Source organism: Streptomyces sp. NPDC048277 (genome assembly GCF_040652235.1).
In the GTDB taxonomy this organism is placed as follows: domain Bacteria; phylum Actinomycetota; class Actinomycetes; order Streptomycetales; family Streptomycetaceae; genus Streptomyces.
On record NZ_JBEZLQ010000003.1, the window covers coordinates 14,841 to 40,540 of the forward strand.

Genomic DNA, 25,700 nt, shown 5'->3' on the forward strand with positions numbered 1-25,700 from the left:
TCCGGGGAGGGAGTTGGTCTTCGTCTACTTCGCGGCCGGTCTCGTGGCTGTGCGATCTGGCACTCGCGGCAGTCGTCCAGTCCGGAGCGGGCCGGCCGCCCGAGTGACCGGGGTTGTGTCACTCGGGCGGACCTGGATCGACGTGCGCCGGACGGTCAGTCCAGCAGGCCGTCGTAGTCCGGCAGCTTGTAGGTGGTGTCGGCGTAACCGCCGGTCAGGTCCGTCGTGTTGTTGCCGATGTTGGCGACGATGTCGTAGCCGTTCGCCTCGATCTTCTTGCGCTGAGCGGTCTTGAAGTCGGCGACGCTCTCGCTCGCGACCTCGATGAGCGAGCGGGTGTAGAGGCCGTTGACCGTGTAACCGACGTGCGTCAGGTTGTACTTGGTGATCGCGTCGATCAGATTGACGCGGGCGCTCACGAAGAACACGCTGACGCCCTTGGCATGCGCGTCCTTGGCGAGGGCGAGCACCGGAGCGGTGGCCGGCGTGGGGTAACCGCCCTCGAAGTGCGAGGCCAGCGAGGTGTTGTCGATGTCGAGGACGATCGCCAGCTTGGCACCGGAGGTGTTGGCGGCGACGCGACCGTCGATGTAGGTCTGCGCGGGGCCGGTGACGGCGGCGACGTCCGACAGCCACTGGGCCTCGGTGACGGTCGAGTCGGCGGCCTGCGCGGGCAGCGCGGCGGCGAACGACAGGCCGAGGCCGGCCGCCGTGACTACGGCGGCGCGGCGCGCGGTGAGACGGTTCATGGTGGGGAGCTCCTATGGTCACGGCAGTCGCCGGATTCCGTTGCGGCGACTGCCGTTGCGCAACGGTGCTGGAGACGAATGTGCGGTGGGTGTCCCGCTGGGGACCGTACGGCAACGTGACACCCATGTTCTGATCAGCGTCCTGTGAATTCCGCCGTCGCACAGGCACGCTTCCGTCCGAGGGGCGTCAGACCTTGCCGGCCAGGCGCCAGATCTGGTTCTTCTTGGTGCTCAGCGCACTCGCCGCGTCGCAGGTCCACTGGTGGACCTGGGCGCGGGCCGTGGTCGAGACGCCGCTGACGTCGACGCACTTGCCGCTGTGCACGGCCACGAGCTGATAGTCCTGGCTGTTGCCGAGCGCGCTGACGGGGTTGAGGGTGAACTGCTGGTTGGTCCCGCCGTTGCAGGTGTACTGGATGACGGCGGCACCGTCGGCCGTGGAGGACCCGGACACGTCGAGGCATTTGCCGCTGAGCTCGTCGACCACCGTGTAGGTGTTGGTCTTGCCGCTCACCGGCTTGAGGTCGAGCATCTGCTGGTAGCCGCCCTCGCAGTAGTACTGCTGGTACTGGGTGCCGTCGGCGGTGCTGAGGCCGGTGTCGTCCAGGCACTGACCGCTGTTCTCGCTGACGGCCACGGTGGAGACGGTGGTGTTGGACGGCGGGAGCAGGGTGACGGTGTAGCCGTCCTTGGCGTTGGTCCAGGGGATGCTGACGGACGCGGCGTTGTTGCTGACCGTCAGGGTGGTGTCGGCGATGGTGACCGGGCCGGTGACGGCCGCTCCGCCGTTGTAGGGAACGCGCTGGACGACGGCGCGGACCTGGCCGCCCTCCACCACCGAGGTGGTGTTGAGGCCGGTGAGGTTCACGGTGACGGTTCCGGTGTTGCCGCTGCTGCCGAGCAGGATCTTCGCGTTCTTGGCCGTGTTGTCCTTGGTGGCCAGGCCGTCGGTGCCGGTGCCCGGTACCAGGTTGACGATGTTGCCGGTCTGGGAGCCGTAGTAGCGGTACATGAACCACTCGCCCAGCGGCAGGTACTGACCGGCGCTGTTCTTGGTGAGCAGGGCGGCCTCGTAGTCGTGCAGGTCGGTGCCGGAGGCCCAGTTGCCGCGCAGGCCGTCGGCGCCGGCCCGCTCCAGGCGGCCGATGAACCAGGCGCCGCCGCCCGGGGACTGCATGTCCTGGGTGGCGTACTCGTTGATCTGGTACGGGCGGGTGTTGGTGAGGCCGTAGGAGGAGAGCATGCTGTCCATGACGCCGGCCTCGGCTGCGGGGTCACCGGGTTCGTCGTGCCAGCTGTAGATGTCGGGGGCGACGTTGTTGGCCTTGACGTAGGCGAGGTACGTGGTCAGCCAGGTGTTGGAGGTGTAGGGGCCGCCGGCCATGCTGGGGCCGACGATGAGCTGTCCGGGGAAGTTGGCGCGGACGGCGGCGTGGAAGCGGGCCCACATCTGGAGGTACTGGGTTTCCGACCGGGCCCAGAAGCCGCTGCCGTTGGCCTCGTTCCACAGGTCCCACTCCACCGTCATGTTGTTGGCCTTGACGTCGGAGAAGAGCTGGTCGAGGAAGGCGTCGAACTGCGTCCAGTCGCCGTTGTCACCGGGGAAGGCCTGGTTGGTGGTGCCGTCCGCGCCCCACAGGTCGTGCGGGAGCAGGATGAAGGTTCCGCCCAGGGCTGTGGTGCGCTTGTACTGGGCCAGCGTCGAGTTCCAGCGGGTCTGGTAGTCGGCGAGGCTGGTGGCGTACCCGCCGCTGTTGAGCTGGGCGCCGCCGGCCCGCATGAGGTGCCACTTGATGTCCTTGTAGAAGTGGTCCTGCGGCAGCGAGCCGTCCGGCGTCATCCCGTAGATGGTGCCGGAGGCGTGGTAGGTGGGGGCGCCGCCGGCCGTGGCGAAGTCGACGGTGACGCTGGTGTCGGCTGCCTGCGACGGAGCGGCGGGCAGCAGGCTCGCGGCCAGGGCGGCCAGCAGGACGGCGGCGGATGAGGCCCTTCGGCGTCCTGTCCGGGCTCCGGATCTGGGAGATGTCCAGTGCTGATTCATCTGCGGCTCCTGGGTGAAGGAGGACGGAACCGGGGCCCGGAGACCCCGGGGCTGGGTTCGAGGCAGCCGGTCAGCGGCCGTCTCGGTGGGCGTGTGCTTCGGCGAGGAGGAGGTAACTGCTGGCGGTCCAGGTGTAGGCGCGGTCGCGCAGGCCGGTGCCGGCGAGGGCGTCGAAGTTCTCGGCGAAGCCGTGGGTTTCGCACAGTGCGCGGAACCTGGCGCTGATGTCGTCGGCCAGTCGTTCGTGACCGGCGCGGCGCAGGCCGTCCTCGACGAGGACGGTGGCGGGTGCCCAGATCGGGCCGCGCCAGTAACCGTCGGCACGGTAGTGAGGCGAGGTGGGCAGCTCGGTGGCCAGGCCGTACGGGGTCAGGTGGGCCTTGATCCGGTCGGCCAGCGCGTCGCTGACCTCGCCCGGAAGGTGTTCGCCCAGTACGACGGGCATCAGGTCGAGGAGGCTGGAACTGCTCCAGGTGTCCCCGGTGTCGACACCGCTGGTGACGAACTCCTCGCCGGTCCAGAGCCGGCCGAGCAGCGCCGACTGCGTCTCATCGGCTCGCCGTATCCACTGGGCGGCGTCGCCCGGACGGCCCAACTCCTGTGCCAGAGAGGCGAGTTCATGCATCTGCAGGACGAGGAAGGCGGACAGGTCCGCGGTGACGACCACCCGCTCGGGGTCGAAGGTGGTGGCGTTGTCCCAGCCGCTGTCGTTGCCGTGCTGGTAGTGGGCGAGTTCCGCGCCGGGGGCCCGCCGCGCGGTGAGCCAGAAGTCCGTCCAGCGTTCCAACCGTTCGTAGATCCCGGCCAGTTCGGCGTGGGTCGGAGGCGTCGGCAGGCGGCGGCGCAGGCGGCCGAAGGTCCAGCCGTGGATGGGCGGTTTGACGAAGTTGTAGAGAACCTCGGAGTGGGTGACCGAGTCCGGCAGGGCGCCGCCGGGGTCCTGATGATCGAACGGCAGGGCGAACTGGTCCAGGGCCAGCTCTGGGCAACCCGGGGCCAGGGCAAGGGCGTTGAAGCAGTGGTCCCAGCTCCAGACCTTGTCCATCCAGTGCTTGGACATCAGCACGGCGGGCCGGGTGACAAGACCGGCGGGGCGAGCGGTCGCCGACCACAGGACGTAGGCGGCGAGTTCGGCGGCCGGAGTGGCGGACGAACGCCAGGGAGCCACCGCCTCGGCGAAAGCCGCGAACGAGCGATCCGCGCGCTCGGTGATCGCGTCGAAGGGCCCCGAGGACGTGTACGCCGGCCGCGCGGTCTCCAGTTCCTCCACGGCGATCTCCCAGTCACCGTCCGCCTCCTCGGCGGCGATGACCAGGCCGCGGTCGCCGGATCCCAGCACCTGGTCTCCGGACGTCCCGGCGACCCTGCCGGACAGCACGGTGACGCGGTAACGGCGTCCGGTCTCGTACGACGTGAACACATGGGCGTCCGCTACCGGATCGTGGAAGAAGTACGTTCCGCTGAACGGGGTCAACACCTGTGCGGCCGCGGACACGTCGATGCCGAGACCGCTCCCCCGCAGACGTACGGTGTCCGGTGTCTCGTAGGCCAGATCCACCCGCCCACCCCTGCCGACCCAGCTGAGCAGGCCCGGTGTCGCCTCGACTCGGGCTTCGGCACGGTCCCCTGTTGTCAGGTCCACGGGTACCAGGCGCAGGACGGCGTGCATGCCGTTCTGGTGCGAGACGAGGTGGAGGTCCTCGGCGTACGTCTTCTCCGCCAGCACCGGCGAGATGCCGAACCAGGATCCGTACGTACTGAACGGGATGTCGTGGACGGAGAAGGCCGGGCCGGGCCGGGCGGCGGTCATGGTGGCGTGACTCGTTTCTGGAGCAGGGGGCATCGACCGGCTGACGCGCTGACACGTCAGTCGTGACGGGACGGTGGAGGTGGGCGGACTCAGTCCTTGACGGCGCCCGCGGTCACGCCGGCGGCGACGTAGCGCTGGGCGAGGACGAGGATGACCGCGGCCGGCAGCGAGGCCACGACGGCCGTCGCCATGATGGCGTTCCACTCCTGGTTGTTGTTGCCGATGTAGTGGTAGATGCCGAGGGTGATCGGCTCGTGGGCGCCGCCGTTCACGAGGGTGTTGGCGAAGACGAAGTCGGACCAGGACCACAGGAAGGCGAACAGCGACACCGTGACGACGGCGTTGCGGCTCATCGGCAGGACGATCGACCAGAAGGTGCGCAGCGGCCCGGCGCCGTCGGTCCTCGCGGCCTGCAGCAGTTCACCGGGGATGCCGGACATGAACGCGGCGAAGATGAGGACGCCGAAGGGGACGGCCAGGGTGGAGTCGGCGACGATCAGCCCGGGCACCGACTGGAGCAGGCCGAGCTGGAGGTAGATGGCGTAGAAGCCCATCGCCATGATGATGCCGGGGATCATCTGCGCGGCCAGCAGCGCGAAGTTCACGATCCCCCGGCCGGGCGGTCGCAGCTTGGCCAGCGCGTAGCCGGCAGGAGCGGACAGGGCCACGGTCAGGACGACGGTGCCCAGCCCGATGACGAGGCTGGTGGCGAGGTAGGGCAACTGCTCGTCGAGGACGGTGCGGTAGCCGGTCAGCGTGCCGTGCAGCGGGAGCAGGTCCGGCGGGCTCTTGCGCATGTCCTGGTCGCGGGTGAGGGAGACGTTGACCATCCAGTAGACCGGGAAGAGCATGACCGCCGTCAGCACGAGGCCCGTGGCCGTCTTCCACCAGGTGGTCCGGCGCCGCCGGTGAGGTCGTGACGCGGCGGGGGTGTGCGGGGTCGCGGTGGTCATGAGGCGTTCTGCTTTCGCTGGACCCTGACGTGGATCAGGCCGAAGACCAGTGCGGCCACGACGAGCAGGTTTCCGACGGCCGCGCCGGGGCCGAAGGCGGGCAGGAGGTTGCCGAAGCCGAGCTGGTAGGACCAGGTGGCGAAGGTGGTGGAGGAGTCCGCCGGGCCGCCCTTGGTCATGATCCAGATGATGTCGAAGACCTTGAGCGTGTAGACGAGGCCCAGGAGCAGGGTGATCGCGGAGACCGGGCGCAGCAGCGGGAAGGTGATGCGCCAGAAGCGCTGCCAGGCGTTGGCACCGTCGAGAGCGGCCGCCTCGTACAGGCCGGCCGGGATGGACTGGAGGCCGCTGTAGAGCACCACCAGGTTGAACGGGACGCCGATCCAGGTGTTCGCGATGATCACCGAGGTCAGTGACCAGGACGGCGATGTCAGCCAGTTGACCGGTCCGACGCCGATGGCGTGCAGGGCTGTGTTGACGATGCCGGAGTCGCTGTTGAGCATCCACGACCAGGTGGAGGCCGAGACGATCAGGGGCAGCAGCCAGGGCACCAGGAAGAGGGCGCGCAGGGTGGCCGAGAGCCGGAAGTTCTGGTTGAAGAAGACCGCGAGGGCCAGGCCGATGGCGTACTGGAAGGCCAGGCATACGGCGGTGAAGACCACGGTGTGGAGCAGGGCCGGGGCGAACGTCGGGTCGTCGAGGACCGTCCGGTAGTTCTTCAGGCCCGTGAAGGGCGCGTTGCCCTGGACGAAGGAGCGGACCGTGTAGTCGCGCAGGCTGAGGTCGATGTTGCGGTAGAGCGGATATGCGTAGAACAGGGCGAGATAGAGGGTCACCGGGGCGAGGAAGCCCCAGGCCGCCCACTGCGGGGAGGTCGGCCGACGCCGGATCCTGGCGCGGGCCGCGGGCGGGGCGGCCGTCGGCGCCCCGCTCCGGTCGCGCACGGACCGGTGGTCCGGCAGCTGTGTGGTGTGGTTCATCTGCGACCCGACTGATCCTGGTTACCGGGCGGCCGGCTGAGCGGCGGACAGGGCTTCCTTCGGCGTCTTGGACCCGCTGAGCGCGGACTGGACGGCCTTCCACAACTGCTCGGATATCTTGGGGTACTTGGTCCCCAGGTTGTCGCTGGTGCGTCCCTTGGCCGCCTTGACCGCGGCCACCCAGGGCTTCAGCTTGGCGTTCGCCGCCACCTGCTTGTCCTGGACCTCCGCGGTGGGGGCCACGTAGGACAGGGTGGTGTCGGTGGCGTACAGGTTCTGGGTGCTGGTCAGGCAGGTGGCCAGCTTCTGCGAGGTGGCGTAGCGGGCGGTGTCGCTCTGGACCGGGATGGTGACGAACTCACCTCCGGTGGGGGCCGCGGCGTTGCCCCCCGTGGCGGCGGGGATGGGCAGGACGCCGTAGTCGAAGCCGGCCTTCTCCGCGTTGGCGAGCTGCCAGGTGCCGTTCTCGCTGAAGGCGTAGTCGCCGCTCGCGAACTCCTGCCAGCTGGTGGTCTGGGTGTTGTTGAGCACCGAGTTGGGGGCGTAGCCCTTCTGCATCCAGTCGGCCCACAGGGAGAGCGCCGAGACGCCCTGGGACGAGTCGAGCCGCGTGAGGTTCGCGCCCGCGCCCCAGAACCAGGGTAGGAACTGGAAGCTTCCCTCCTCCGTGCCGATGGCGGAGAAGGTGATGCCCTTCTTGCCCGCCTTCTTGACCTTCGCCAGAGCCGCCGTCAGGGATGTCCAGTCCTTGACCGAGGTGATGTCCACCCCGGCCTCCTTCAGGACCTTCTTGTTGTAGTAGAGGGCGAGGGTGTTGGCGCCGATGGGTGTGCCGTAGGTCTTGCCGCCCAGTTGGCCGGCCGCGAGCAGGTTGGCGTCCACCTTCGAGGTGTCCAGCTTGTTGTCGTCGGTGGTGGTGAGCACGCCTGCCTCGGCCAGGGTCGACACCACCGGGTTGTCGACGACGAGGACGTCCGGGGAGTTGCCCTGCTGCGCCGCCAGCAGCGTCTTGTTGGCCAGGTCGCTGGTGTCGAAGCCGGTCCGCTTGATCTTCACTCCGGCCTTCGTACCGCACTGGTCGAGCAGCTTCGCCCAGGCCGAGGTCTTGTCGAACTGCGGGTAGGGGTCCCAGATGGTGTACGTGCCGCTGTCCGCGCTCTTGGTGCCGGTGCTGCCCGAGCCGGAGGAACAGGCGGTGCCGACGACGGCGACGACGGTCGAGACGGTCACTGCGGCGAGCAGCCGTCTGGAGGTGCTGTGCATGATGGATCCTTCGTTTTCTGGCATGCGGATGCCGTGGAAGGGGTTCAGGAAGGTCAGGCCCGCCGAACGGCGGGGGTGAGAGCCGGGTGTGCGGGAGGCGGGGAGCCGTGCCGTGCGGTCAGGCTTCGGGGGCCCACGCACCGGTGGCCGGGCCGGTACTGGCCCGCAAGGAGATCGGGGGCGCGAGCAGATGGTGCCGGGCGGTCGAGCCGGGGTGATCGATCCGCTCGACGAGGAGATCGACGGCGCGCCGGCCCATCTCCTCCGCCGGTACGTCCGCCGCGGTGAGCTGCGGGGTCACCGTCTCCGCCCACCGTCCGGCGACGACTCCGGTGACCGAGAAGTCACGCGGCACATGGCGCCCCGCCTGGGCGAGCCCTCGGTAGAGGCCGCCCAAAGCGGCCTCGTTCAGTGTGACCAGGCCCGAGGTGGCCGGATCGTCGTGCAGGATCCGCTCCAGGCATTCCTGCCCTGAGGCGGCATCGTCCCCGCAGCAGTACGTTCGCACCGTCAGCCCGCGTTCGGCGGCCGCCTTGGTGAACCCGTCCAGTCCGCGGTGGGCCGACTCGTAGCCGGACCGCAGGAGCTGCTCGGGGCGGTTGACGAAGGCGATCCGGCGATGACCCAGGTCAGCGAGGTGATGGACGCAGGCCTCCGCCAGCGCGGTGTGATCGAGACCGACCCACCAGCCGACCTCCGGATGAGCGGTACGGCCGATGGCGACGGACGGGAAGTCCAGGGCGGCCAGGTGATCCACCCGGTCGTCCTCCAGCCTGATCTCCATCAGGATCGCGCCGTCGACCCGGCGCTCCCCCAACAGCCGCTGGAACGAGCGGTCGCTGTCCACCCCGCTCGGGGACAGCAGCACGTCGTAGTCATGGGCCGCGGCGGCCTCCACCACGCTGCCGATGAAGTCGAGTTGCATTCCGGTGTAGTGGTTGCCCGCCGGCGGGAACACCAGGCCGATGGTGTTGGTACGGCCGTTGGCCAGGGCGCGGGCGCTCGCGTTCGGGCGGTAGCCCAACTCGTCGATGACCTGCTGGATCCTGCGGCGTGTGTCCTCCGATACCGAGCGTTTACCGCTCAGCGCGTAGGACACCGTGCTTCGCGAGACACCGGCACGCCGGGCGATCTCACCGATGTTCACGAGCGACTCCTAGTCGAACCGGTTCGACACTTCGATGAGGACCGACCATCGGTGCCGTGACTGGTGGGGAGATGGAGAAGTGCGGCCGGCCGTGTCGAACCGGTTCGCGTGAAGTGAAGGTAGGAACGAGCCAGGAGCCCTGTCAATACTTCCGACAGCACGTCTTCCGTAACCATCCTGGAACCCCACGCACACCGGCGGTGGCGTCCGGTGCCGGACGGATTGCCGAGGTGTTTCGAGGGTGCTAGCTTCCTTCGAACCGGTTCGACGAACCCGTCGTTCCGGCGTTTCACCGGCGCAACCGCGCGGCTTCCGGCTCCGGGCACCGGCGGGCGACGGCTCGGATTCGTGACGCGCGGGAGAGCCGGGTGGGCCTCGCAGATCGCGCGGCCCGACAGTTCTCCTCACCACGCCCCGCGAAACTCGCGGCTCCCGGCCACGGCGGCGAGGGCTGCGCCCTTCTCCGTGGCCGGAAACCCGACCCACGACGAGCCTTGCGAGGAACAGCGGCTGGGAAGCCCTGGACGAAGGAGGCAGAACAGCTCTGCCGGGCATCTGCCGAATAGGGGCCCATCGACGACGAGAGGGCCGTGAGTGCGGAGGCAGCGCTACTTCGACTGGCGCATGATCCAGTCCCGGATGCCCGGGATCGTGTACGCGATCCGCCAGGTGCCCATGTGCGCGCTGGTGGTGGAGCCGGACGGCACCGTCGTGCCGGTCTGGAAGGAGGCGTAGTTGACCGGGGCCCGCTGCTTCTCCAGGTTGCGTACGTCCGCGGCGAACTGGGCGGCGGTGGACTGCCCGTCCCAGACGGCCGTGCCGACCTTGGTGCCCTGGTCGGCGATGACCTGGGTGATCGCGTTCTCGCCGGAGGAGGCCTTGTCGTCGTCCTGGGAGACGACGATCCAGAGCTTCTTCTCGGCGAGCGGCGCGGCCACGTCGGAGGGCCACTGGCCTGCGACGATGAAGGCGGCGGCGAAGAGGTCGGGGTACTTGATGTTCAGGCCCAGCGACATCATCGCGCCCATCGACTGACCGGTGGTGTAGCGCCGGTCGGTGTCGATGCTGTACTTCTCCGTCACCGCCTCGACGAGGTTGGCGGTGGCGTCGAACAGGGTCGAGGGCTCGTAGTCGTCGTCGACCACGACCGAGCCGTACTCGGGTGCCAGCACGAAGGCCTCGTGCCTGGCCTGGTCCTCCTCGCTCGCCCAGCACTCCGCGCCGAGGCCCTGCACCAGCGGTCCTTCGGTGGCGACGTTGACGACGCTCGCGTCGTGCATGAACAGCACCAGCGGGTAGCGCCTGCGGGGGTCGTAGTTCCTCGGGACGAAGAGGTTGTAGCCGAGGGTCTGGCCGGTCGCGGGGTCGTCGAAGGTGTGCTGCTCGAAGTCGTCGACGATCAGGTTCACGACGTCGCCGGTGGTCAGCGTCGTGCCGTCGGGTGCGTAGCGGCCGCCGCGGGTGGTGGTGACCGTGCCCTTCTGGACGAGCGAGGCCGTGGCCGCCACGATCGTGCCGCCCGGAGTACTGTCGCCGACCTTCGGGCCGCCGCCTCCGGGGGCACCGCCACCGGATCCGCTGGACGCGCCGGCCGAGGGGCTGGGCGAGGCGCTCGCTCCGCCGCCGGCCCCCTGCTGGGTGACCCACAGCGCCGCCGCCGTGTCGTCGGGAGAGAGCTCGACGATGACGTAGCGCCCGTCCCGGCCCCGCTCGGCCGGCCGGGGCGCGCGGTTCGCGTACACCTTGGTGACCGTCCGGTCCGTGACCGCGAACGTGGACGAGGTGAGGGCCGAGGTATCGATGTCCCGGTCGTACTCGACCGCCACGGCGATCAGCTTCTGGCCGTCACCGAAGACCTCGGTGACGGCGGTGGCGCCGCGTATGTGACCGGTCTGTGAGCGTGTGTCGTCGGGTGTGGCGGCGGCGCCGTAGGCCGCGCCGCCGAGCACGGCCACGGCTCCGGCCGTCGCGGATCCAGTGATGAACGTACGCCTGGCAACCAATGCGAACTCCTTCGACTATTCACTTTCGAGAACATGGGAATGGGGCGCTTCAAGCAGATCCACTTCCGCCGGGACCTGTGAGCTGTGGGCGTGCTACTTGTGCTGTTGGAAGATCCACTCGCGGATGCCCTCGATCGTGTAGGCGATCGGCCAGGTCGAGTTGTGCTCGACGGCGTTCGAGCCCTTCGCCTGGTCCCCGGTGAGGGTTGATCCCTTCAGGAACGTGGCGTAGTTGACCGTCGTCTTCCTGGCCGCCATGGCCTTGACGTCCGCGGCGAACTTCGCGGCGGTCGACCTGCCGTCCCAGACGGCGCGGCCCACCTCGGTGCCGGCCTTCTCGATGACCGACATGATCGCGTTCTCGCCGGGATACGCCTTGGTGTCGCCCTGCGAGACGGTGACCCAGAGGTTCTTCCCGGTCAGCGGCGCGGCCTGTGCGGACGGCCACTGGCCGGCGACGACCCAGGAGGCGGCGAACAGGTCGGGGTACTTGATGTTCAGGCCGAGGGTCATCATCGCGCCCATCGACTGACCGGTGGAGTAGAGCCGGTCGCTGTGGATGCTGTACTCGGCCGTCAGCGCGTCGACCAGGTGTGCGGTGGTTCGAAGAACGCCGTCGGCTTGTAGTCGTCACCGACGACCACGGAGCCTTTGGCCGTCTTGATCGTCGCCGGGCCGGCGGTCGCGCCCACGGAGGGGCCCGCGAGGACCGGCGCGCCGGTCGAGGAGGCCGTGGCGCTGCTCGGGGTGGAGGGCTGCGGGCTCGCGGACCCGCCGCCCTGCCCGCCCCCGGGGAACATGCCGGACTGCACTCCGCCCCACAGCAGCGCGTCGCTGTCGTCGGGCGAGAGTTCCACGATGACGTACCTGCCGTCGCTGCCCCGGTCGGCGAGCGCCACGCCGGTGTTGGCGTACACCTTGGTCACGGTGCGGCCCGCGACCGTGAAGGTCGACTTGGAGAGCTTCGAGGTGTCGATCTCGGCGTCGTACTCCAGCGCTACGGCGATGGCGGTGGCGCTCTTGACGTGGCCGGCGGCCGAGCCGGAGCCGTCCGAGCCGGAGCTGCAGGCGGTCGCGCCCGCCGAGACCGCGACCGCGGTCCCGAGTATCCGTCCGAGGAACGCCCGTCGTGTGGCCATTTCGTGTCCTTTCTCGTTTTCCCGGATGACGCGTTCTGGGGGCCCGGAAACCGGTACGGACTGGCTCAGCGCAGGGACTTGACAATGCGCTCGATCCGGGCGGCCGCCTGCTCGGCGGTGCCCTCGATGTAGAAGCCGTCCAGCGCTTCATAGGTGAAGTGCTCGAAATTCCAGCGGTCGGGCATGTTCTTGGCACCGCCTTCGAACATCGACATCACGAAGGTGCTGGCAAAGGGCGACGCCTTGCGGATGGCCGTCGCGGTACAGGTGGAGAGTTCGGGCTCCACTCCGGCGAACACGCCCTTGCCGACCTGGAAGATCCACAAGGGCACCTCGGCGGTACCGACGGGGGTGAAGGTCGCGGTCTTGACCGGCCCCGAGGGCTGGGCGCCCTGGACCTGGGTGGTGGTGATGTCGTCGGTGACCAGACGCACCACGACGTTCTTGCGGCGCTCGTAGGCGGTGATGGCCTGGGACACCCGGACGATCTCGTTGCCCAGGCGCTCGCCCTGCGCGGTCAGCAGGGCGAAGCCGGCGTCGTGCAGGTCGACGCCGTACGTCCAGTTCCGGTCCTTGTCGATCGTGTAGCGCTTCGAGCGCAGACCAGGGAACTGGTCGCCGCAGGCGCCCACCAGCCAGAAACCGACGGCGCCGGGGTACTGCGCCTCGACATGGGCGACGGCGGCACCCGCCAGGTCGGCGGTGATCGGCAGGCTGCCGTCGCTCATCACGGAGTCCTGCATCACGCACGACTGCACGTTGTAGTTGGTCAGGACGGCGATGGGGTTGCCGTCGAGGTCGTTGAACCGGGCGACGTAGACGCCCTTGTCGGACGGCCCCTGCTCGTCGGCGCCGAGCCAGTAGCCGTCGGCGGTGAGCACGTTGCGGTTGACGTTGACGTCGGCCGTGCCGGCGCCGTAGCCGACCTCGGCGTCCTGGAGGTTCTCGACGGCGTCGGCGACCGCGCTCTTGGCGGCGGAGGCGATGTTCTGGACGTACGTGGCCGCTGCCGTCGACGAGCTGGCGGCAGCGACGTGCGGCGCGGAGAAGCAGTGCGTCACCGTGACCATGATGTTGGCGGCGGTGATGCCCGTGGCCCCGGTGACGGCCTGGCGGATCAGCGCGATCGCCTCCGCGCTGATGGAGGTCAGGTCCAGGACGACCAGGGCGATACGCCGGGTGCCGGACTCCACGAGGAGCACCCGCGCGTGCAGGTCGTCGTGGACCGAGGTGAAGTTGTCCAGCGGCAGCAGCGCGGCCGACGGGGTGAACGCGGCCTTGCCGACGCCCACCTTCAGGCCGGTGCCCGACGCCGTGGCGGCCTGGGCGGCGGTGGCGCTGCCCACGACGTTCACGGCCGCGGCGGCGAGGGCCGTGGCCGCACCGGCGGCCACGAACGACCGTCGGCTCATGGCCCCGCCGGCCCCGGTTTCCGCGTTCCCGTCTTCGTGCTGTTCGAGCATTTCATCCTCCGCGGTAAATCTTCGGCTCATTCGGTCATGCGGATTCAACACCGCAGCAGCATCACGGTGATTGACGAGCATCACCATGAATATCGCGTCCGGCAATTCACCGGACGAAACCAATGGATCCACGACGTGTGTGCCGAAGGCCGTTCGCGGGCCGCATGGGAGCCGCGAGAACGGGGACCGTACGCGAAACGTACGGTCGAGCGCACGGACAGCGCGGAATCGGCCACGCATGTAATTTCCATAGCTTTTGACTGTGGAATGGCCATGAATTTTCGTCGCCGGTATTTTTCAGCCAGTTCCGGAGTCCAGCGAGCGCACGACGTCGACGATCCGCTCGGCCATGATCTCCGCCGCCCCCTTCGCGTAACGGGAGTTCATCGCCTCGTAGGTGATCCGGTCGTAACTCCCCGCGTCCGCCATGTACTTGGCGGCGCCGTTGACCATGGTGACCACACATGTCTGAGGGAAGGTGGACGCCGCCTTGACGGCAAGGCCGGTGCGGGCGTTCAACTCGGCCTGGACACCGGCGAGAACCGTGTCGCCGATCCTCACCACCACCAGCGGTGCCTCGGCCGTGCCGGCGGCTTCGAAGGCGTAGCCGGTCGACGGACGCAGCGCGTGCAGACCTGCCGGGGGTGTCTGGCCGGGCACCTTCACCCGGTCGTGGATCACCCGCAGGGGCACGGCCAGGGGCTCGGTGCCGATGCCCTCGCTCGCCCGCAGTACGACATCAGCGAGGCGCTCTCCGAGGAGGTCCACCAGCGTCGACACGTCAGAGGTTTCGTCCGGTGGCGTACGGGCGGCGGCCGGATAGGGAGCCTGGTCCCCGGCCGCGCCGATCAGGAAGAGGGCCACGGTGCCGTCGCCGCAGCGCTCCTCGACCCGGTGGGTGGCCGCGCCCGCCAGATCGGCGCTGATCCGGCGCTCACCCGTCCGCGTCGTCGCGTCCTTGGTCACCGAGGACTGGACGGCGAAGTTGACCAGCAGGGCGATGGGCACGCCGTCCAGGGCGTCGATGCGGAGCACACCCACCCCGTGGTCGCTGTCGCCGGCGGGATCGATGCCCAGCCACCAGCCGTCCGAAGTGGCCACGTCCCGCTGGGCGTTGACCTCGCAGGTACCGCGGCCGAAACCGACGCGGGCGGGCCGCATGGCGGCCGCCGCCGCTCGCGCGGCGCGGTCGACCGCGTCGTCGACGGCCTCGGCGAGCAGGGCGTTCCGCTTCGATCCGGCCCCGGGTGCCAGTACGTGCGGCGCGGAGAAGGTGTGGCTCGCCACGACGAGGCAGTCGAGCGGTTCCACGGCACAGGTCCGGCGCAGGATCTCCCGGGTACGGGCGAGCTGTTCGTCGAAGACCGATGTCTGGTCGATGACGACCAGGGCGATCCGGGTGACCGTGTCGTCCAGGACGACCACCCGGACGTGGAGAGGATCGCGCACGGACGTGAAGCCCTCCAGGGGCAGCGCGGCCGGCGGCAGTTCGACGGCCGACCGGCCGGCGCCGGCTGTGAGCGCGTGGGCGGGACTGCTCATGCCGGACCGCCGAAATGCCCTCGGATCATGTCGAGGACGCCGTCGACGATGGCGTCCTCGACATGTCCGCGCGGGACGGGGCAGCCGTTGACCGAATGGACCGGGCGGTCGAAACGGGCGTCGTCGGGCAGGTACCCGATGCGGTCGTTGGCGATGGACACGAGCACGGTGCGGGCCAGCGGAGACTCGGCCCGCAGCCGCCGGTAGACCTCGGTGACGACCTCGCCGGACACACCGGCCAGCGCCACTTCGCCGACCCGGACGAGGGACAGCCGCAGCGGCACCGTGTCGGCGGCCGCCTGGCGCATGGTCTCCACGAGGTCCCGGCCCGGCTTCACGGGGCAGGCCACCGTGCGCTGCTCCGCGCTGATCGACGGCGACGCGTCGTGAGCGTCGATTCCGCCCGCCACGCGAAGCGCCTCAGCCGCGACCATCAGGCCCTGCGCCGCCATGGCCGCGTAGGCACGGGCCTTCCGGCGCTCGTCCGGAACCTGTCCGAACGGGACGCCGAGGTCGACCCTCGGTGCCTGGTCCCCCATCGGGCCGGGGGTCCACAGCGCGACCGGCTGCCCGCCGTGGTCGTCCCCCAGGACGTCCTCGATGTGCCGGCAGGCGGCGCCGGCGAGGTCGCCGCTGATCTCCGAGGTGCCGAAGACCACCGTGCAGTGGACTGCGTAGTTGACCAGGAGCGCGATCGGGCGGCCGTCGAGGTCCTCGAACTTGAGCACCCAGACCGTCTTGTCCGAAGGGCCGGCCGGATTGTGCCCGAGGGTCCACCGCCCGTCGGTGTACAGCTCGCGGTTGACGTTGACGTCGGCGGTGCCGGTGCCCGCTCCGAAGCGGGCCGGGCGGGCGGTGGCCCGGGCCTCGCGCAGTGCGGCGACGATCCGGTCGTAGACGGTCTCCGTGTACGCGAACGACTCCGGTCCGCCCGCGTGGGCCAGCGCGCCGGGCGAGACCTCCGCGATCCTGGGGGCGTTGTGGGTGTGGGTCGCGGTGACGACGACATGGTCGGCGGGGATGCCGAGTTCGCTCTCGACGCGCTTGCGCAGCGGGCTGACGTCGCCGGCCTCGATGAGGTCCAGCGACACCAGGACCGCCTCGGTGTCGCCGTTGCCGAGGTACAGCACGCGCAGGAAGAGCGGGTCGTGCACGGCGGAGAACGCGCCGGGCATGGGGTGCAGCCCGGTCAGGTCCCGGGGGGTGATGTCCGCCTTGACCGCGCCGACCCGCAGCTGCCCGGTGGAGGGCGGGAAGGCGGCGGCTGCGGGGGTGTGGTGCTCGGGAGGCAAGGGGGGTCACTCCTGGTGGTGTGCGGAGAACGATGGCATGGGGAGGCGGGGAGGTCCGGGACGGTCAGGCCGAGCCGGACAGTGAGGCGCCGGAGTCCTCGCGGGTGGCGGCACCGGGCGCCGCCCGGTCCTCGCCGGCCCGCAGGCCGTGCTTGGGCAGTCGGGGCAGCCACAGCAGACCGACGACCGTGGCCACCGCGCCGAGCGCGATGAGGATGCCCATGAACAGGGTCGGGGTGTCCTGGACCAGGGTCGGCGTGAACAGGCCGAAGACCGCCATGACATACCGGGCTGCGCCGAAGGTGAGTCCCTGGGCGGTGCTGCGGATCCCGGTCGGGAAGATCTCCTGGCTCCACACCTTGTACAGGCCCTCGCCCGCCCAGGTGCCCGCGATGGTGTTGGCGATGAACAGCACGACCAGGGAGGTGAGGGAGTAGCCCCCCGCGATGGCGGCCAGCGGGCCGGCGGCCAGCGACACCAGGCCGACGACCAGCAGCACGCGGCGGGTCGACGAGTCGGCCAGGCGCTGGAAGAGCAGGGCGACCGCGATGCCGACGACCATCGTGCCCCAGCCGATCAGGCTGAACACCTGGATCGTGGAGTGGCCGAGGTTCACCACGAGGAACGCGCCGAACTGGCCGATGGCGTTCGGCATGATGCCGCTGATGACGAAGTAGAGGCCGGTCGCGAGCAGGCCGATGCCGTACGGCTTGCGGAAGGCGGCCCGCAGGTCACGGCCGGCGGCGGGATCGGTGCGGGAGCGCTGCCAGTCGGCGGACTCGGACACTCCGCGCCGCAGCACCCACACCACGATCGCGACGACCAGCAGATGCCCGAACATGATCTGGGCGCCCGTCATCCCCATGTCGCCGACGAAGTAGCCGATGATCTGGGTCACGGCCACACCGGCCAGCCACAGCGTCTGGGCATAGGCGACGGTGCTGCTCTGGCGTCCTTCGGCCGCCTCCTCCGCCATCAAGGCCAGCGAGGTGGGGACATCGGCCCCCATGGCCAGACCGGTGATGATCACGCCGGCGAACAGCCAGGCCTGGTCGGGCGCGAGAAGCACGGTGAGCACGCCGACGGCGTAGACAACGAGGTCGACGGAGTAGACGGCGCGCCGGCCCAGGACGTCGCCAAGCCGTCCGCCGACGACGGCGCCCGTGGCGAACATGAACATGAGCAAGGAGTTGAGCGCGCCGACCGACCAGGTGCTCAGGCCGAAGTGCTTCTGCAGGATCACCGACGACATGCCGACGGTGACGATGGTGGCGCCGTCCAGGTAGGACGCCATGCCGCCGAGGGTGGCGGTGCGCCAGGGACGGGGGCGCGGACGGACTGCGGTTTCGGACACGGCGTTGTGCCTCGCTTCACTCGGGGACGGGGAGAACGGGGGCTGGGGACAGGGGGCGGGCGTGAGCGTTCGCCCGACGGAGGGAACGGAGAGCGCGCGGCGGGCCGGTGCGGGGGACGTCGGTGTCGCGCCCGTGGTGCGGGGCGCCCGCTCAGGAGGCGGCCGGCGCGTTGTCGCGCGGTGTGCGGCGGAAGCCGGTGACGTCGGGGAACGGCGGTGCGGCGGTGGGCGGCAGGTCCACCTGGAAGGTGTTCAGCACGAGCGCGAGGGAGGCGAAGCCACCCGTCACGATCACCAGGTCGATCAGCGTCCGTTCGCCGAACTCCGCGAGTGCGGCGGCGTACGTGTCGTCGTCGACGAAGTGGTCGGCCAGGAGTTGCTCGACGAACCGGTGGAGGATCCGCTCGTCGGGCCCGCGAAAGCCGGGTTCCTCGCCACGGGCCAGCCGGGCCAGGGCCGCCGGGTCCAGGCCGGCCGCCTCGCCCCTGCCCACGTGGGCGAGCCACGAGTGCTGGGCGTCGAACCGGCGGGCCACGGTCAGCAGCGTCAGCTCCCGCAGCCGGGGCGGCAGCGCCGAGTCCCGCATGCAGGAGGTGCTCAGCTCCTCCAACCGCCCGCCCAGCTCCGGGCTGCGCAGCAGCACCTGGAAGGGGCCGTGGACCCCTCCCCTGCGCGCTTCCAGCCGAGCCCGCAGCTCTGCCTGCTCCGTGCTCAAGTCGAGTAGCGGTGTCAACCGCACAATGCCTCCCTGCTCGCGACGGGCCGGGAACGGAAAGTGGCCCGCGGGAAACATGACCGCAGCGGAATGGTGGTGTCTACGGGGTGGAACCGCCGCGAAAGGAAGGCATACATTGCCGTTGGACGGGGTGCGGCGGCCGCCGCGAGCCGCTGCTGACGGCGACGGTCACGGGTCGCGCAAACACATCTTTCGCCCTGTGCAAGCTCGGTGTCCGAGGCCGTCCGGTGTTCAGACGCCGAGGCCGTCCGCCATCCGTTCCTGTGACACCGCGTGATGCCAGGCCGCGTCCCGGGCCTGCGCGTAGCGCAGCACCTCGACGGGAGCGGTGATCAGCTCGGTCCCGGTCACCTCGTCCTCGTCGTCGAAGCGCAGGACGGCGACCGCCGCCGTGTCGAAGATCCAGAAGTCCTCGTCGGGCAGGCCGCGCGTGCCGGATCCGGCACGGGTGAGGAAGCGGATGTCCTCGCCGGTGGCGGCGTTGCGCGGGGTGTTCTGCAGCAGCAGGTACAACTGGCACTCGGTGTGCGGCTCGTCGATGATCCGCACCCGCTGGAACCGTTTGCCCTGGGCGGTCTGCGCACGCCGGTTGCGGCACCAGGGGGCGTCGATGTCCCAGTGCACATGGCTGCCCTCGGTGAACGCCCGGTACTCGGGCTGCCGTTCGTGCCAGCCGTAGCGGCGGCGGCCTTCCAGACGCCAGGCGGTGTGGGTGAACGTGGTGAAGAGGTGCTCGAACTCGTCCGGCTCGAGGGGCCGGGAGGTGGTGTCGAGGGGCCAGGAGGAGGCCGGGGGCGTGACGGAGTCGTCCGGCGCCGGCGGCTCGACACGGGGAGACGCGGCGGATTCGCCGGGGTGGAGCCGCGCCAGGTTCCTGAGCAGGTGCGCGTACGCCTCCCGTTCCGGCTGGCGGGGTTCCGTGCGGCCCGCCTCCCAGTCGCTCACCGTCGCGCGCCGGATCCGCAGCGCGCCGGCGATCTGCTCCTGGGTCAGGCCGTGCGCGGAGCGCAGTCGCCTGCGCTCCGCGGGCGGCGGCAACGGTGACACGGACGCGATCAGTGCGTCGACCGCGTCGAACAGCTCGGACATGGCGCGCTCCCCAGAGCTTCGCCCCGGCGGCGAACCGTACATTCAAAGATGCCCGTAGCGTACGGAAACCGTACATGGTCTCGCTGAGGGAGCCATGGGTGGCGAAGTAGCGCCGCCAGGAATCGACCTTGCGGGCCGATGCCACGCGCATCGGCCCGTAGTGCTCGCCGAGCTCCATCACGGTGCCGGCGATCTCGCGGTCCTGGTCGGTCCACCCCTGCGCGGCCGTGTCCGGGTAGAGGGTGAGGAACTCGTCGAACGCGTTGAGCGGCGCCTTCCAGCGCATGGTCCACCGCTTGCGGTCGGCAGTGTCGCGAGGCGCCTTCGCTTCCGTCGGCCCGACGTCGGTCAGCACGGTCTTGGCATGGGTGCCGTTGCGGCTGTTGCTCCCTTCGTACTGGTCAAGTGCCTCTGCGACGGAGCACGGGATCAGACGGAGGCCGCTGTGACGTCGCGGTCGACCGTCTCTTGGTCAGCGAGGCTGCAGGATGAAGTCGTACTCGGCTTGCAGGTACGGCACTTCGAGTGTGCTGCCGTCGGGGGCGGCGCCCGCCGGTCGTTCGGTGAAGGGGATGATCAACGCATCCTTGGTGCCGAACACGACGTCGGACTCCAGGTATTCGCTGCCCTCCTGGAACAAGTGGGTGATCAGCTTGCGGTAGTCGGGCTCGTCGATGAGGAAGTGGACGTGTGCGGGCCGGAAGTAGCTGATGTCCGTCTTGCGCATCAGGTCGCCGACAGGGCCGTCCATGGGGATGGCGTAGCCGCGCGGCGCGATGGTCCGGATGCAGTACGTGCCGTCCTCGCGGGTGCGGTACTTGGCCCGAAGACGGGCTTCGTCGATCTCGGGGAGCTGGGCTTCGTAGGCGCCGTCGGCGTCGGCCTGCCAGACGTCGAGCACGACGCCGGGGAGGGGCTTGCCCTCGATGTCCGTCACCTTGCCGGTGAAGAACAGCGGTGTGCCCTCGATGCCGTCCGACATGTCGAAGCCGTAGGGCGCGGTCGGCGAGTCGTCGATGTGGAACGGCCCGAGCACCGTGGCGGGGGTCGCCTGCGGCGCGAACATGTTGTTCAACTGCACGACAAGGGTGCTCAGTCCGAGCACGTCGGAGGTGAGGATCAGTTCCTGTCGCTTGTCGTCGCAGGTCTGGCCGGCCGCGGTCAGCCACTCGATCGCGGCCATCCACTCGTCCTCGGTGAGCCGCACCTCACGGGAGAATTCGTGCAGGTGACGGACGAGCGCGGTCATGAGTTCGCCCAGCCTCGGGGAGTGCGCAGTGGCCCAGCGCTGAACGGCCAGCTCGGTGATGTTGTCCTCGTCGACGAACACGGTTGCGGCTCCTTGGTCTGCGGGCGGTTGCGGTGGAGGGCGTGCGGCGGTCGCGGGGTCAGTCCTCGCGCCGTCCTTCCCCGAGGGGTTCTGGGGTGTAGGGGTCCGGTGGGACGGGGGTGTTGTTGAGGTCGACGGACAGGAAGACGTCCTGTGCGACCGGGTGGCGCAGTTCCTCGGCGAGCTGGCCGATCAGCCCGGCGGTACGGGCCAGCAGCGCGAAGCCGCGCAGCAGCGGCAGCGGGAGACCGAGGTCCGCGAGGGCGGCGCCGCAGACGCCCGCTCCGTTGAGGGGAAGTGTTCTGTTCAGCACGGCCGGGTGGACTCGGCCGATGGCGGCGAACAGGTGCAGGTGCGGTCCGAAGACGCCCTCCTCCTGTGCGATGCGCATCAGCCGCGGTGTGCGGGGGTCGCCCTCCTTGTGTACGTGGTGCCCCAGGCCGGGGACGAATTTCCCGGCCTCGCGCTGCTCCCGGACCGTGCGCAGGGCGAGCTCGTCCCAGCCCGCCTCCTGGGTGGGCAGGGCACCGTCGAGGGACTCCAGTACGTCGTGCAGGAAGCGGCCGGTGTCCTCGGTGACGCCGAGGAAGCGGGAGCCGCCGCCGAGCAGGCCGGCGGCGAGGGCGCCCTGGACCGAGTCCGGTGCGGAGAGGTAGGTCAGGCGGGTGACGATGGCCGTGGGGGTGAAGCCGTGGTCGGTCAGTGCGGCGAGCACGGCCTCGAAGACGCGTGTCTCGCCGGGCGTGGGCCGCCGCTGGGTGGCGAGCCAGAACGCGAGTTCGCCGAAGCCGACCGAGCCCATGATGTCCTCGGCCAGGTCGTGCCCGAGCAGGGTGATGGTCCTCAGGTCGGAAGCGCCCAGTGCGGTGGGGTAGGCGGGGCGGGGTGCCGGCTCAGCCATGGTCGGCCTCCTCGGCTCCGGACAGCCACTTGCGCAACTCCTCGCCGTGTTCGTCGAGTTCGGGCGGTGGCAGCCGGTAGGCGGCGGGAGTCTCGGAGAACCGGATCGGATGCCGGGTGGTGGGCACCGCGCGGTCCCCCTCCCCCACGGTGACGACCGGGTCGAGTCCGAAGCGCTCGGCCATGGCGAACCCGCCGTCGATGGTGTTGATCGGTCCGCTCGGTACGCCGGCCTCCACCAGCGCCTCGAACCATTCGGTGGCGTCGCGTGTCACCAGCCTCTCGACCAGCAACGGGCGCAGTTGTTCGCGGTGGGCGGTGCGGTCGGCGTTGCGGGCGAACCGCGGGTCGTCGGCGACCTCCGGTATGCCGAGTACTTCGCACAGCTTGCGGAACTGGCCGTCGTTGGCGGCGGTCACGATGAGGTCGTTGTCGGCGGTGGGCAAGGGCTCGTACGGGAAGACGCTGGGGTGGGCGTTGCCCATCCGGTACGGCACGGTACCGCCGGCGACGTAGGCCGAGCTGTGGTTGACCAGTCCGGTCAGGGCCGAGGACAGCAGGTTCACCTCGACGAGTTGGCCCGCGCCCGTGGCGTCCCTGTGCCGCAGTGCGGCGAGGATGCCGATCGCGGCGTGGTTGCCCGCCATGACGTCGAACACGGATATCCCGGCCCGGTAGGGCGGCCCGTCCGGGTCGCCGGTCAGGCTCATGAGCCCGGAGATGGCCTGCACCATGAGGTCGTAGCCGGGGACGTGGCGGCCGGGCCCGGCACCGAATCCGGTGATCGACGTGTAGATCAGACCGGGGTTGTCCCGCCGGAGCGACTCGAAGTCCAGGCCGTACTTGGCCATGCCGCCGGGCTTGAGGTTCTCGATCAGGACGTCCGCCCGGCGGGCGAGCTTCCGGGCGACCTCGGCGTCGTCCTCGTCACGCAGGTCGAGGGCGATCGAACGCTTCCCCCGGTTGATCCCGAGGTAGTAGGTCGAGACCTCGCCACGGGTCGGGGGGATCCAGGTCCGGGTGTCGTCGCCGTTCGGTCCCTCGACCTTGACCACGTCGGCTCCCAGGTCGGCGAGCAGCATCGTGGCGTACGGCCCGGCAAGGATCCGCGAGAAGTCCGCGACCAGCACCCCGGAAAGGGGTGCCTCGGTGCCCTGCCGAGCGGGCTTGGCGCTCTGTGACATCATTCTCGCCTCCTCGTCCGCAGAGCGGACGATCGTCCGGAAGGCGATTCTGTGTCCTTGACGGAGAAGGCGTCAAGACTTCACGGCCGCGCCCACTCCCGTCGGCCGGACGGCGTGCGGTGCGGACTCCAGCCGGGCGAAGTCCACGCTGATCTCGCCGGCGGCCTGCAGGAGAAGCGGCAGGTAGTCGTTGAGCAGCACCTCCATCGAGGTCTCGGCGGCGTGCGCGTTGACGTTGACGCTCGCGACGACCCGGCCCGAGCCGTCCCGGAGCGGAGCCGCCACCGAACGGATGCCCCTGGCCAGCTGTTCGTCGGTCATCGCCCACCCTCGTGCGCGCACTTCACGCAGCTCCGCCTCCCACTCGGCCCGGTCCGGGTGCCACACCGACTCCAGGCCGGAGCGGCTGGGTTCGGCGAGGATCCGGGCCACGTCCTCGGGCGGCAGGGCGGCCAGCAGGACCTTGCCCAGCGAGGTGGGCAGCGCGGGGAAACGGGTGCCGATCTGCACGGCGAGGGTCACGATCTTGGGCACCGAGACCCGTGCGACGTAGAGGATGTCCGAGCCGTCGAGCTGGGCGATCGAGCAGGACTCGTTCGTGCGCTCGACCAGCCATTCCAGGTGCGGACGGGCCACGTCCCACAGTCCCATCGAGCGGACGTAGGCCACACCGAGGTCCAGGACGCGCGGGGTCAGGGCGAAACCACCGGCCTGCGGGCGTACGTATCCCAGTTCGGCCAGGGTGAGCAGGATCCGTCGCGCGGTGGGTCTGGCCAGTCCTGTCGCGGTCGCCACGTCGGTCAAGGTCATCACCGGCTGCCGGGGCTGGAACGCGGTGATGACCTCCAGACCTCGGGCCAGCGCCTCGATGAAATCGGGCCCGGTTCCTTCACGCGGCATGGTGGCTCCTCTGGATGTCGTCGACTTCACTGCGCGCATGTCCGTCTCACGGACAGCCCACCGCGGGCACTCTACGCAGGACAACAGGCTCCTGTGTCCATGGTGCGGCGTCAACGGCTGCCATCCGACCGTAGAGCGGACATCCACCGAAACTTCTGGGCGGAGTTCGGAATACGCACAGTATTGACAGCGGTCTGCAGCCTGATGACCATCAGACAGCAACAACGAGCCGCCATACGGACACTCGTCCGGCGCAGAGTGGGAGATTCAGTGATGAGCCAGTCCACCCCATTCCCGGCGGGACGCCCCGTCGTCTTCCGCGGCGGCACGGTGCTGCCCATGGACCGCGCGCGTCGGGTGCTCACCGACACCGACGTACTCGTGACCGGCGACCGGATCACCGCGGTCGGCCCGCGGCTCGCCGTCCCGGAGGGCACGTCGGAAATCGATGCGTCCGGCGGCATCGTGATGCCCGGCATGATCGACACGCATCGGCACATGTGGCAGACGGCGATGCGCGGTTACGGCGCCGACTGGACCCTGAGCCAGTATTTCGTCTGGTACTACCTCGAACACGGCAAGGCCTTCCGGCCCGAGGACGTGCACGCCGGAAACCTCCTCGCCGCCGTCGAAGCGCTGGACGCCGGGGTGACCACGGTCGTCGACTGGTCACACGGGCTGCAGACGGTCGCCCACGCGGACGCGGCCGTGGACGCGCTCCAGTCGGTGCCCGGACGGTTCGTCCTCGCCTACGGCAACATCCAGCAGGCGCCGGCGGAATGGACCGCGGCACCGGAGTTCCGGGACTTCGTCCGCCGCCGCATCACCGGCGACGACATGCTGGGCTTCCAGCTCGCCTTCGATGTCACCGGCGACCCCGCGTTCCCCGAGAAGCCGGCCTTCGAGGTGGCCCGCGAACTCGGCGTCGCCGTCACCACCCACGCCGGCGTCTGGGGCGCCACCAACGACGACGGCATCCGGCTGATGCACGAGCACGGATTCATGAACCCCGAGACGGTCTACGTACACGCCTCCACCCTGTCGGCCGACTCCTACCACCGCATCGCGGCCACCGGCGGCTCCGTCTCGGTTTCCACGGAGAGCGAGCAGAGCGCCGGCCAGGGCTATCCCACGACCTGGGCGATCCGCTCCCACGGCATCCCCGTCTCCCTGTCGATGGACACGAGCGTGTGGTGGAGCGGCGACCTCTTCTCCGCCATGCGCACCACACTCGGCGCGGACCGCGCCCGCGAGCACCTGGAAGCCCACGCCGGCGGTGAGACCGTCACCCACTGCGCTCTGCGCGCCGACCAGGTGGTGGAGTGGGCGACGCTCGGCGGTGCCAGGGCACTCGGCCGCGAGCGGGACCTGGGCAGCATCGAGGCGGGCAAGAAGGCCGACCTCGTGCTGTTGAAGAACGACCACTCGCCGGTCTCGTTCCCGGTCCTCAACCCCTACGGACATGTGGCGTTCCAGGCCCAGCGCGGAGACGTGCACACCGTGGTCGTCGACGGCCGCGTGGTCAAGCACGAGCACCGGCTGCTCGGCGTCGACCTGAACGCGGTGCGGCGCACGGTCGAGCAGACCGTGGAACACCTGCGGTCGGCCATGGGCGAGGAGGCATGGGTGAAGGGCATGAACCCGGACATCCCCGAGACGAAGGTCCTCGACAACCCCTACACGTACACCGACTACCGCAGCGCCTCGACGCACAGTCGTTGACCGGCGGAACAAGGCCCGGCTCACGCGACCCCGCCTCGGCTGCAGCCGCCTCCCGCGGCACAGTTCACAACGCCAAGCATGTTCCCGATCCGGCGCGGGTCCG

General features: G+C 69.8%; 21 protein-coding genes. 1 reads left to right on the forward strand and 20 read right to left on the reverse strand.

Annotated features, from left to right (window positions below):
* Positions 1-155: 155 nt before the first annotated feature.
* From AB0D85_RS07895 to AB0D85_RS07990, 20 genes are all read right to left on the reverse strand, one after another.
* The gene (locus tag AB0D85_RS07895; protein WP_362315303.1) at positions 156-749 is read right to left on the reverse strand and encodes an HAD family acid phosphatase; all 594 of its coding nucleotides are present in this window, start codon (positions 747-749) and stop codon (positions 156-158) included.
* Between the two features lie 187 nt (positions 750-936).
* Positions 937-2,790 (reverse strand): RICIN domain-containing protein, encoded by a 1,854-nt coding sequence (locus tag AB0D85_RS07900; RefSeq protein ID WP_362315306.1) that lies wholly within the window; start codon positions 2,788-2,790, stop codon positions 937-939.
* Between the two features lie 70 nt (positions 2,791-2,860).
* On the reverse strand, positions 2,861-4,600 hold the full coding sequence (locus tag AB0D85_RS07905) for a trehalase family glycosidase (RefSeq protein WP_362315309.1): 1,740 nt from the start codon (positions 4,598-4,600) through the stop codon (positions 2,861-2,863).
* A gap of 89 nt (positions 4,601-4,689) precedes the next feature.
* Positions 4,690-5,553, reverse strand: coding sequence for a carbohydrate ABC transporter permease (locus AB0D85_RS07910; protein WP_362315313.1), 864 nt, complete (start codon positions 5,551-5,553; stop codon positions 4,690-4,692).
* Positions 5,550-6,533 carry a sugar ABC transporter permease gene (locus tag AB0D85_RS07915; protein ID WP_362315316.1) on the reverse strand — a complete coding sequence of 328 codons (984 nt, stop codon included), beginning with the start codon at positions 6,531-6,533 and terminating at the stop codon, positions 5,550-5,552. The genes AB0D85_RS07910 and AB0D85_RS07915 overlap by 4 nt, the downstream gene beginning before the upstream one ends.
* A gap of 21 nt (positions 6,534-6,554) precedes the next feature.
* Positions 6,555-7,796 (reverse strand): extracellular solute-binding protein, encoded by a 1,242-nt coding sequence (locus AB0D85_RS07920; RefSeq protein ID WP_362315319.1) that lies wholly within the window; start codon positions 7,794-7,796, stop codon positions 6,555-6,557.
* Positions 7,797-7,914: 118 nt separating this feature from the next.
* On the reverse strand, positions 7,915-8,943 hold the full coding sequence (locus AB0D85_RS07925) for a LacI family DNA-binding transcriptional regulator (protein WP_362315322.1): 1,029 nt from the start codon (positions 8,941-8,943) through the stop codon (positions 7,915-7,917).
* 608 nt (positions 8,944-9,551) lie between these two features.
* Positions 9,552-10,946, reverse strand: coding sequence for an alpha/beta hydrolase-fold protein (locus AB0D85_RS07930; RefSeq protein WP_362315325.1), 1,395 nt, complete (start codon positions 10,944-10,946; stop codon positions 9,552-9,554).
* 93 nt (positions 10,947-11,039) lie between these two features.
* Positions 11,040-11,471, reverse strand: a complete 432-nt coding sequence (locus AB0D85_RS07935; protein ID WP_362315327.1) for a hypothetical protein — start codon at positions 11,469-11,471, stop codon at positions 11,040-11,042.
* Between the two features lie 50 nt (positions 11,472-11,521).
* Positions 11,522-12,085, reverse strand: a complete 564-nt coding sequence (locus tag AB0D85_RS07940) for a hypothetical protein (protein ID WP_362315330.1) — start codon at positions 12,083-12,085, stop codon at positions 11,522-11,524.
* A gap of 65 nt (positions 12,086-12,150) precedes the next feature.
* Positions 12,151-13,548, reverse strand: a complete 1,398-nt coding sequence (locus AB0D85_RS07945) for a hypothetical protein (protein ID WP_362315332.1) — start codon at positions 13,546-13,548, stop codon at positions 12,151-12,153.
* Between the two features lie 297 nt (positions 13,549-13,845).
* A complete protein-coding gene (locus tag AB0D85_RS07950; protein WP_362315335.1) occupies positions 13,846-15,090 on the reverse strand; it encodes a hypothetical protein in 1,245 nt (414 codons plus the stop codon).
* On the reverse strand, positions 15,087-16,382 hold the full coding sequence (locus tag AB0D85_RS07955; protein ID WP_362315338.1) for a neutral/alkaline non-lysosomal ceramidase N-terminal domain-containing protein: 1,296 nt from the start codon (positions 16,380-16,382) through the stop codon (positions 15,087-15,089). The genes AB0D85_RS07950 and AB0D85_RS07955 overlap by 4 nt, the downstream gene beginning before the upstream one ends.
* Positions 16,383-16,446: 64 nt before the next feature.
* Positions 16,447-17,736, reverse strand: coding sequence for an MFS transporter (locus tag AB0D85_RS07960; RefSeq protein WP_362315341.1), 1,290 nt, complete (start codon positions 17,734-17,736; stop codon positions 16,447-16,449).
* A 151-nt stretch (positions 17,737-17,887) separates the two neighbouring features.
* On the reverse strand, positions 17,888-18,451 hold the full coding sequence (locus AB0D85_RS07965; RefSeq protein ID WP_362315344.1) for a carboxymuconolactone decarboxylase family protein: 564 nt from the start codon (positions 18,449-18,451) through the stop codon (positions 17,888-17,890).
* 252 nt (positions 18,452-18,703) lie between these two features.
* Positions 18,704-19,561, reverse strand: coding sequence for a DUF6879 family protein (locus AB0D85_RS07970; RefSeq protein ID WP_362315347.1), 858 nt, complete (start codon positions 19,559-19,561; stop codon positions 18,704-18,706).
* A 472-nt stretch (positions 19,562-20,033) separates the two neighbouring features.
* Entirely contained in the window at positions 20,034-20,891 is an 858-nt protein-coding gene (locus tag AB0D85_RS07975; RefSeq protein ID WP_362315350.1) for a dioxygenase, read from the reverse strand.
* A gap of 58 nt (positions 20,892-20,949) precedes the next feature.
* On the reverse strand, positions 20,950-21,792 hold the full coding sequence (locus tag AB0D85_RS07980; RefSeq protein ID WP_362315353.1) for a citryl-CoA lyase: 843 nt from the start codon (positions 21,790-21,792) through the stop codon (positions 20,950-20,952).
* Positions 21,785-22,975 carry a CoA transferase gene (locus AB0D85_RS07985; RefSeq protein ID WP_362316581.1) on the reverse strand — a complete coding sequence of 397 codons (1,191 nt, stop codon included), beginning with the start codon at positions 22,973-22,975 and terminating at the stop codon, positions 21,785-21,787. The genes AB0D85_RS07980 and AB0D85_RS07985 overlap by 8 nt, the downstream gene beginning before the upstream one ends.
* Positions 22,976-23,047: 72 nt before the next feature.
* The gene (locus AB0D85_RS07990) at positions 23,048-23,875 is read right to left on the reverse strand and encodes an IclR family transcriptional regulator C-terminal domain-containing protein (protein WP_362315355.1); all 828 of its coding nucleotides are present in this window, start codon (positions 23,873-23,875) and stop codon (positions 23,048-23,050) included.
* A 273-nt stretch (positions 23,876-24,148) separates the two neighbouring features.
* On the opposite strand from AB0D85_RS07990, the gene AB0D85_RS07995 reads away from it, so the two are divergent.
* Positions 24,149-25,597, forward strand: coding sequence for an amidohydrolase family protein (locus tag AB0D85_RS07995; RefSeq protein WP_362315358.1), 1,449 nt, complete (start codon positions 24,149-24,151; stop codon positions 25,595-25,597).
* Positions 25,598-25,700 lie beyond the last annotated feature (103 nt).

Excerpts from the sequence above, each read along its gene's own strand:
- AB0D85_RS07895 (WP_362315303.1), bottom strand. The coding sequence starts at position 749 with ATGAACCGTCTCACCGCGCGCCGCGCCGCCGTAGTCACGGCGGCCGGC.
- AB0D85_RS07900 (WP_362315306.1), bottom strand. The coding sequence starts at position 2,790 with ATGAATCAGCACTGGACATCTCCCAGATCCGGAGCCCGGACAGGACGC.
- AB0D85_RS07905 (WP_362315309.1), bottom strand. The coding sequence starts at position 4,600 with ATGACCGCCGCCCGGCCCGGCCCGGCCTTCTCCGTCCACGACATCCCG.
- AB0D85_RS07910 (WP_362315313.1), bottom strand. The coding sequence starts at position 5,553 with ATGACCACCGCGACCCCGCACACCCCCGCCGCGTCACGACCTCACCGG.
- AB0D85_RS07915 (WP_362315316.1), bottom strand. The coding sequence starts at position 6,533 with ATGAACCACACCACACAGCTGCCGGACCACCGGTCCGTGCGCGACCGG.
- AB0D85_RS07920 (WP_362315319.1), bottom strand. The coding sequence starts at position 7,796 with ATGCACAGCACCTCCAGACGGCTGCTCGCCGCAGTGACCGTCTCGACC.
- AB0D85_RS07935 (WP_362315327.1), bottom strand. The coding sequence starts at position 11,471 with ATGGGCGCGATGATGACCCTCGGCCTGAACATCAAGTACCCCGACCTG.
- AB0D85_RS07940 (WP_362315330.1), bottom strand. The coding sequence starts at position 12,085 with ATGGCCACACGACGGGCGTTCCTCGGACGGATACTCGGGACCGCGGTC.
- AB0D85_RS07945 (WP_362315332.1), bottom strand. The coding sequence starts at position 13,548 with ATGCTCGAACAGCACGAAGACGGGAACGCGGAAACCGGGGCCGGCGGG.
- AB0D85_RS07950 (WP_362315335.1), bottom strand. The coding sequence starts at position 15,090 with ATGAGCAGTCCCGCCCACGCGCTCACAGCCGGCGCCGGCCGGTCGGCC.
- AB0D85_RS07970 (WP_362315347.1), bottom strand. The coding sequence starts at position 19,561 with ATGTCCGAGCTGTTCGACGCGGTCGACGCACTGATCGCGTCCGTGTCA.
- AB0D85_RS07980 (WP_362315353.1), bottom strand. The coding sequence starts at position 21,792 with ATGGCTGAGCCGGCACCCCGCCCCGCCTACCCCACCGCACTGGGCGCT.
- AB0D85_RS07985 (WP_362316581.1), bottom strand. The coding sequence starts at position 22,975 with ATGTCACAGAGCGCCAAGCCCGCTCGGCAGGGCACCGAGGCACCCCTT.
- AB0D85_RS07990 (WP_362315355.1), bottom strand. The coding sequence starts at position 23,875 with ATGCCGCGTGAAGGAACCGGGCCCGATTTCATCGAGGCGCTGGCCCGA.
- AB0D85_RS07995 (WP_362315358.1), top strand. The coding sequence starts at position 24,149 with ATGAGCCAGTCCACCCCATTCCCGGCGGGACGCCCCGTCGTCTTCCGC.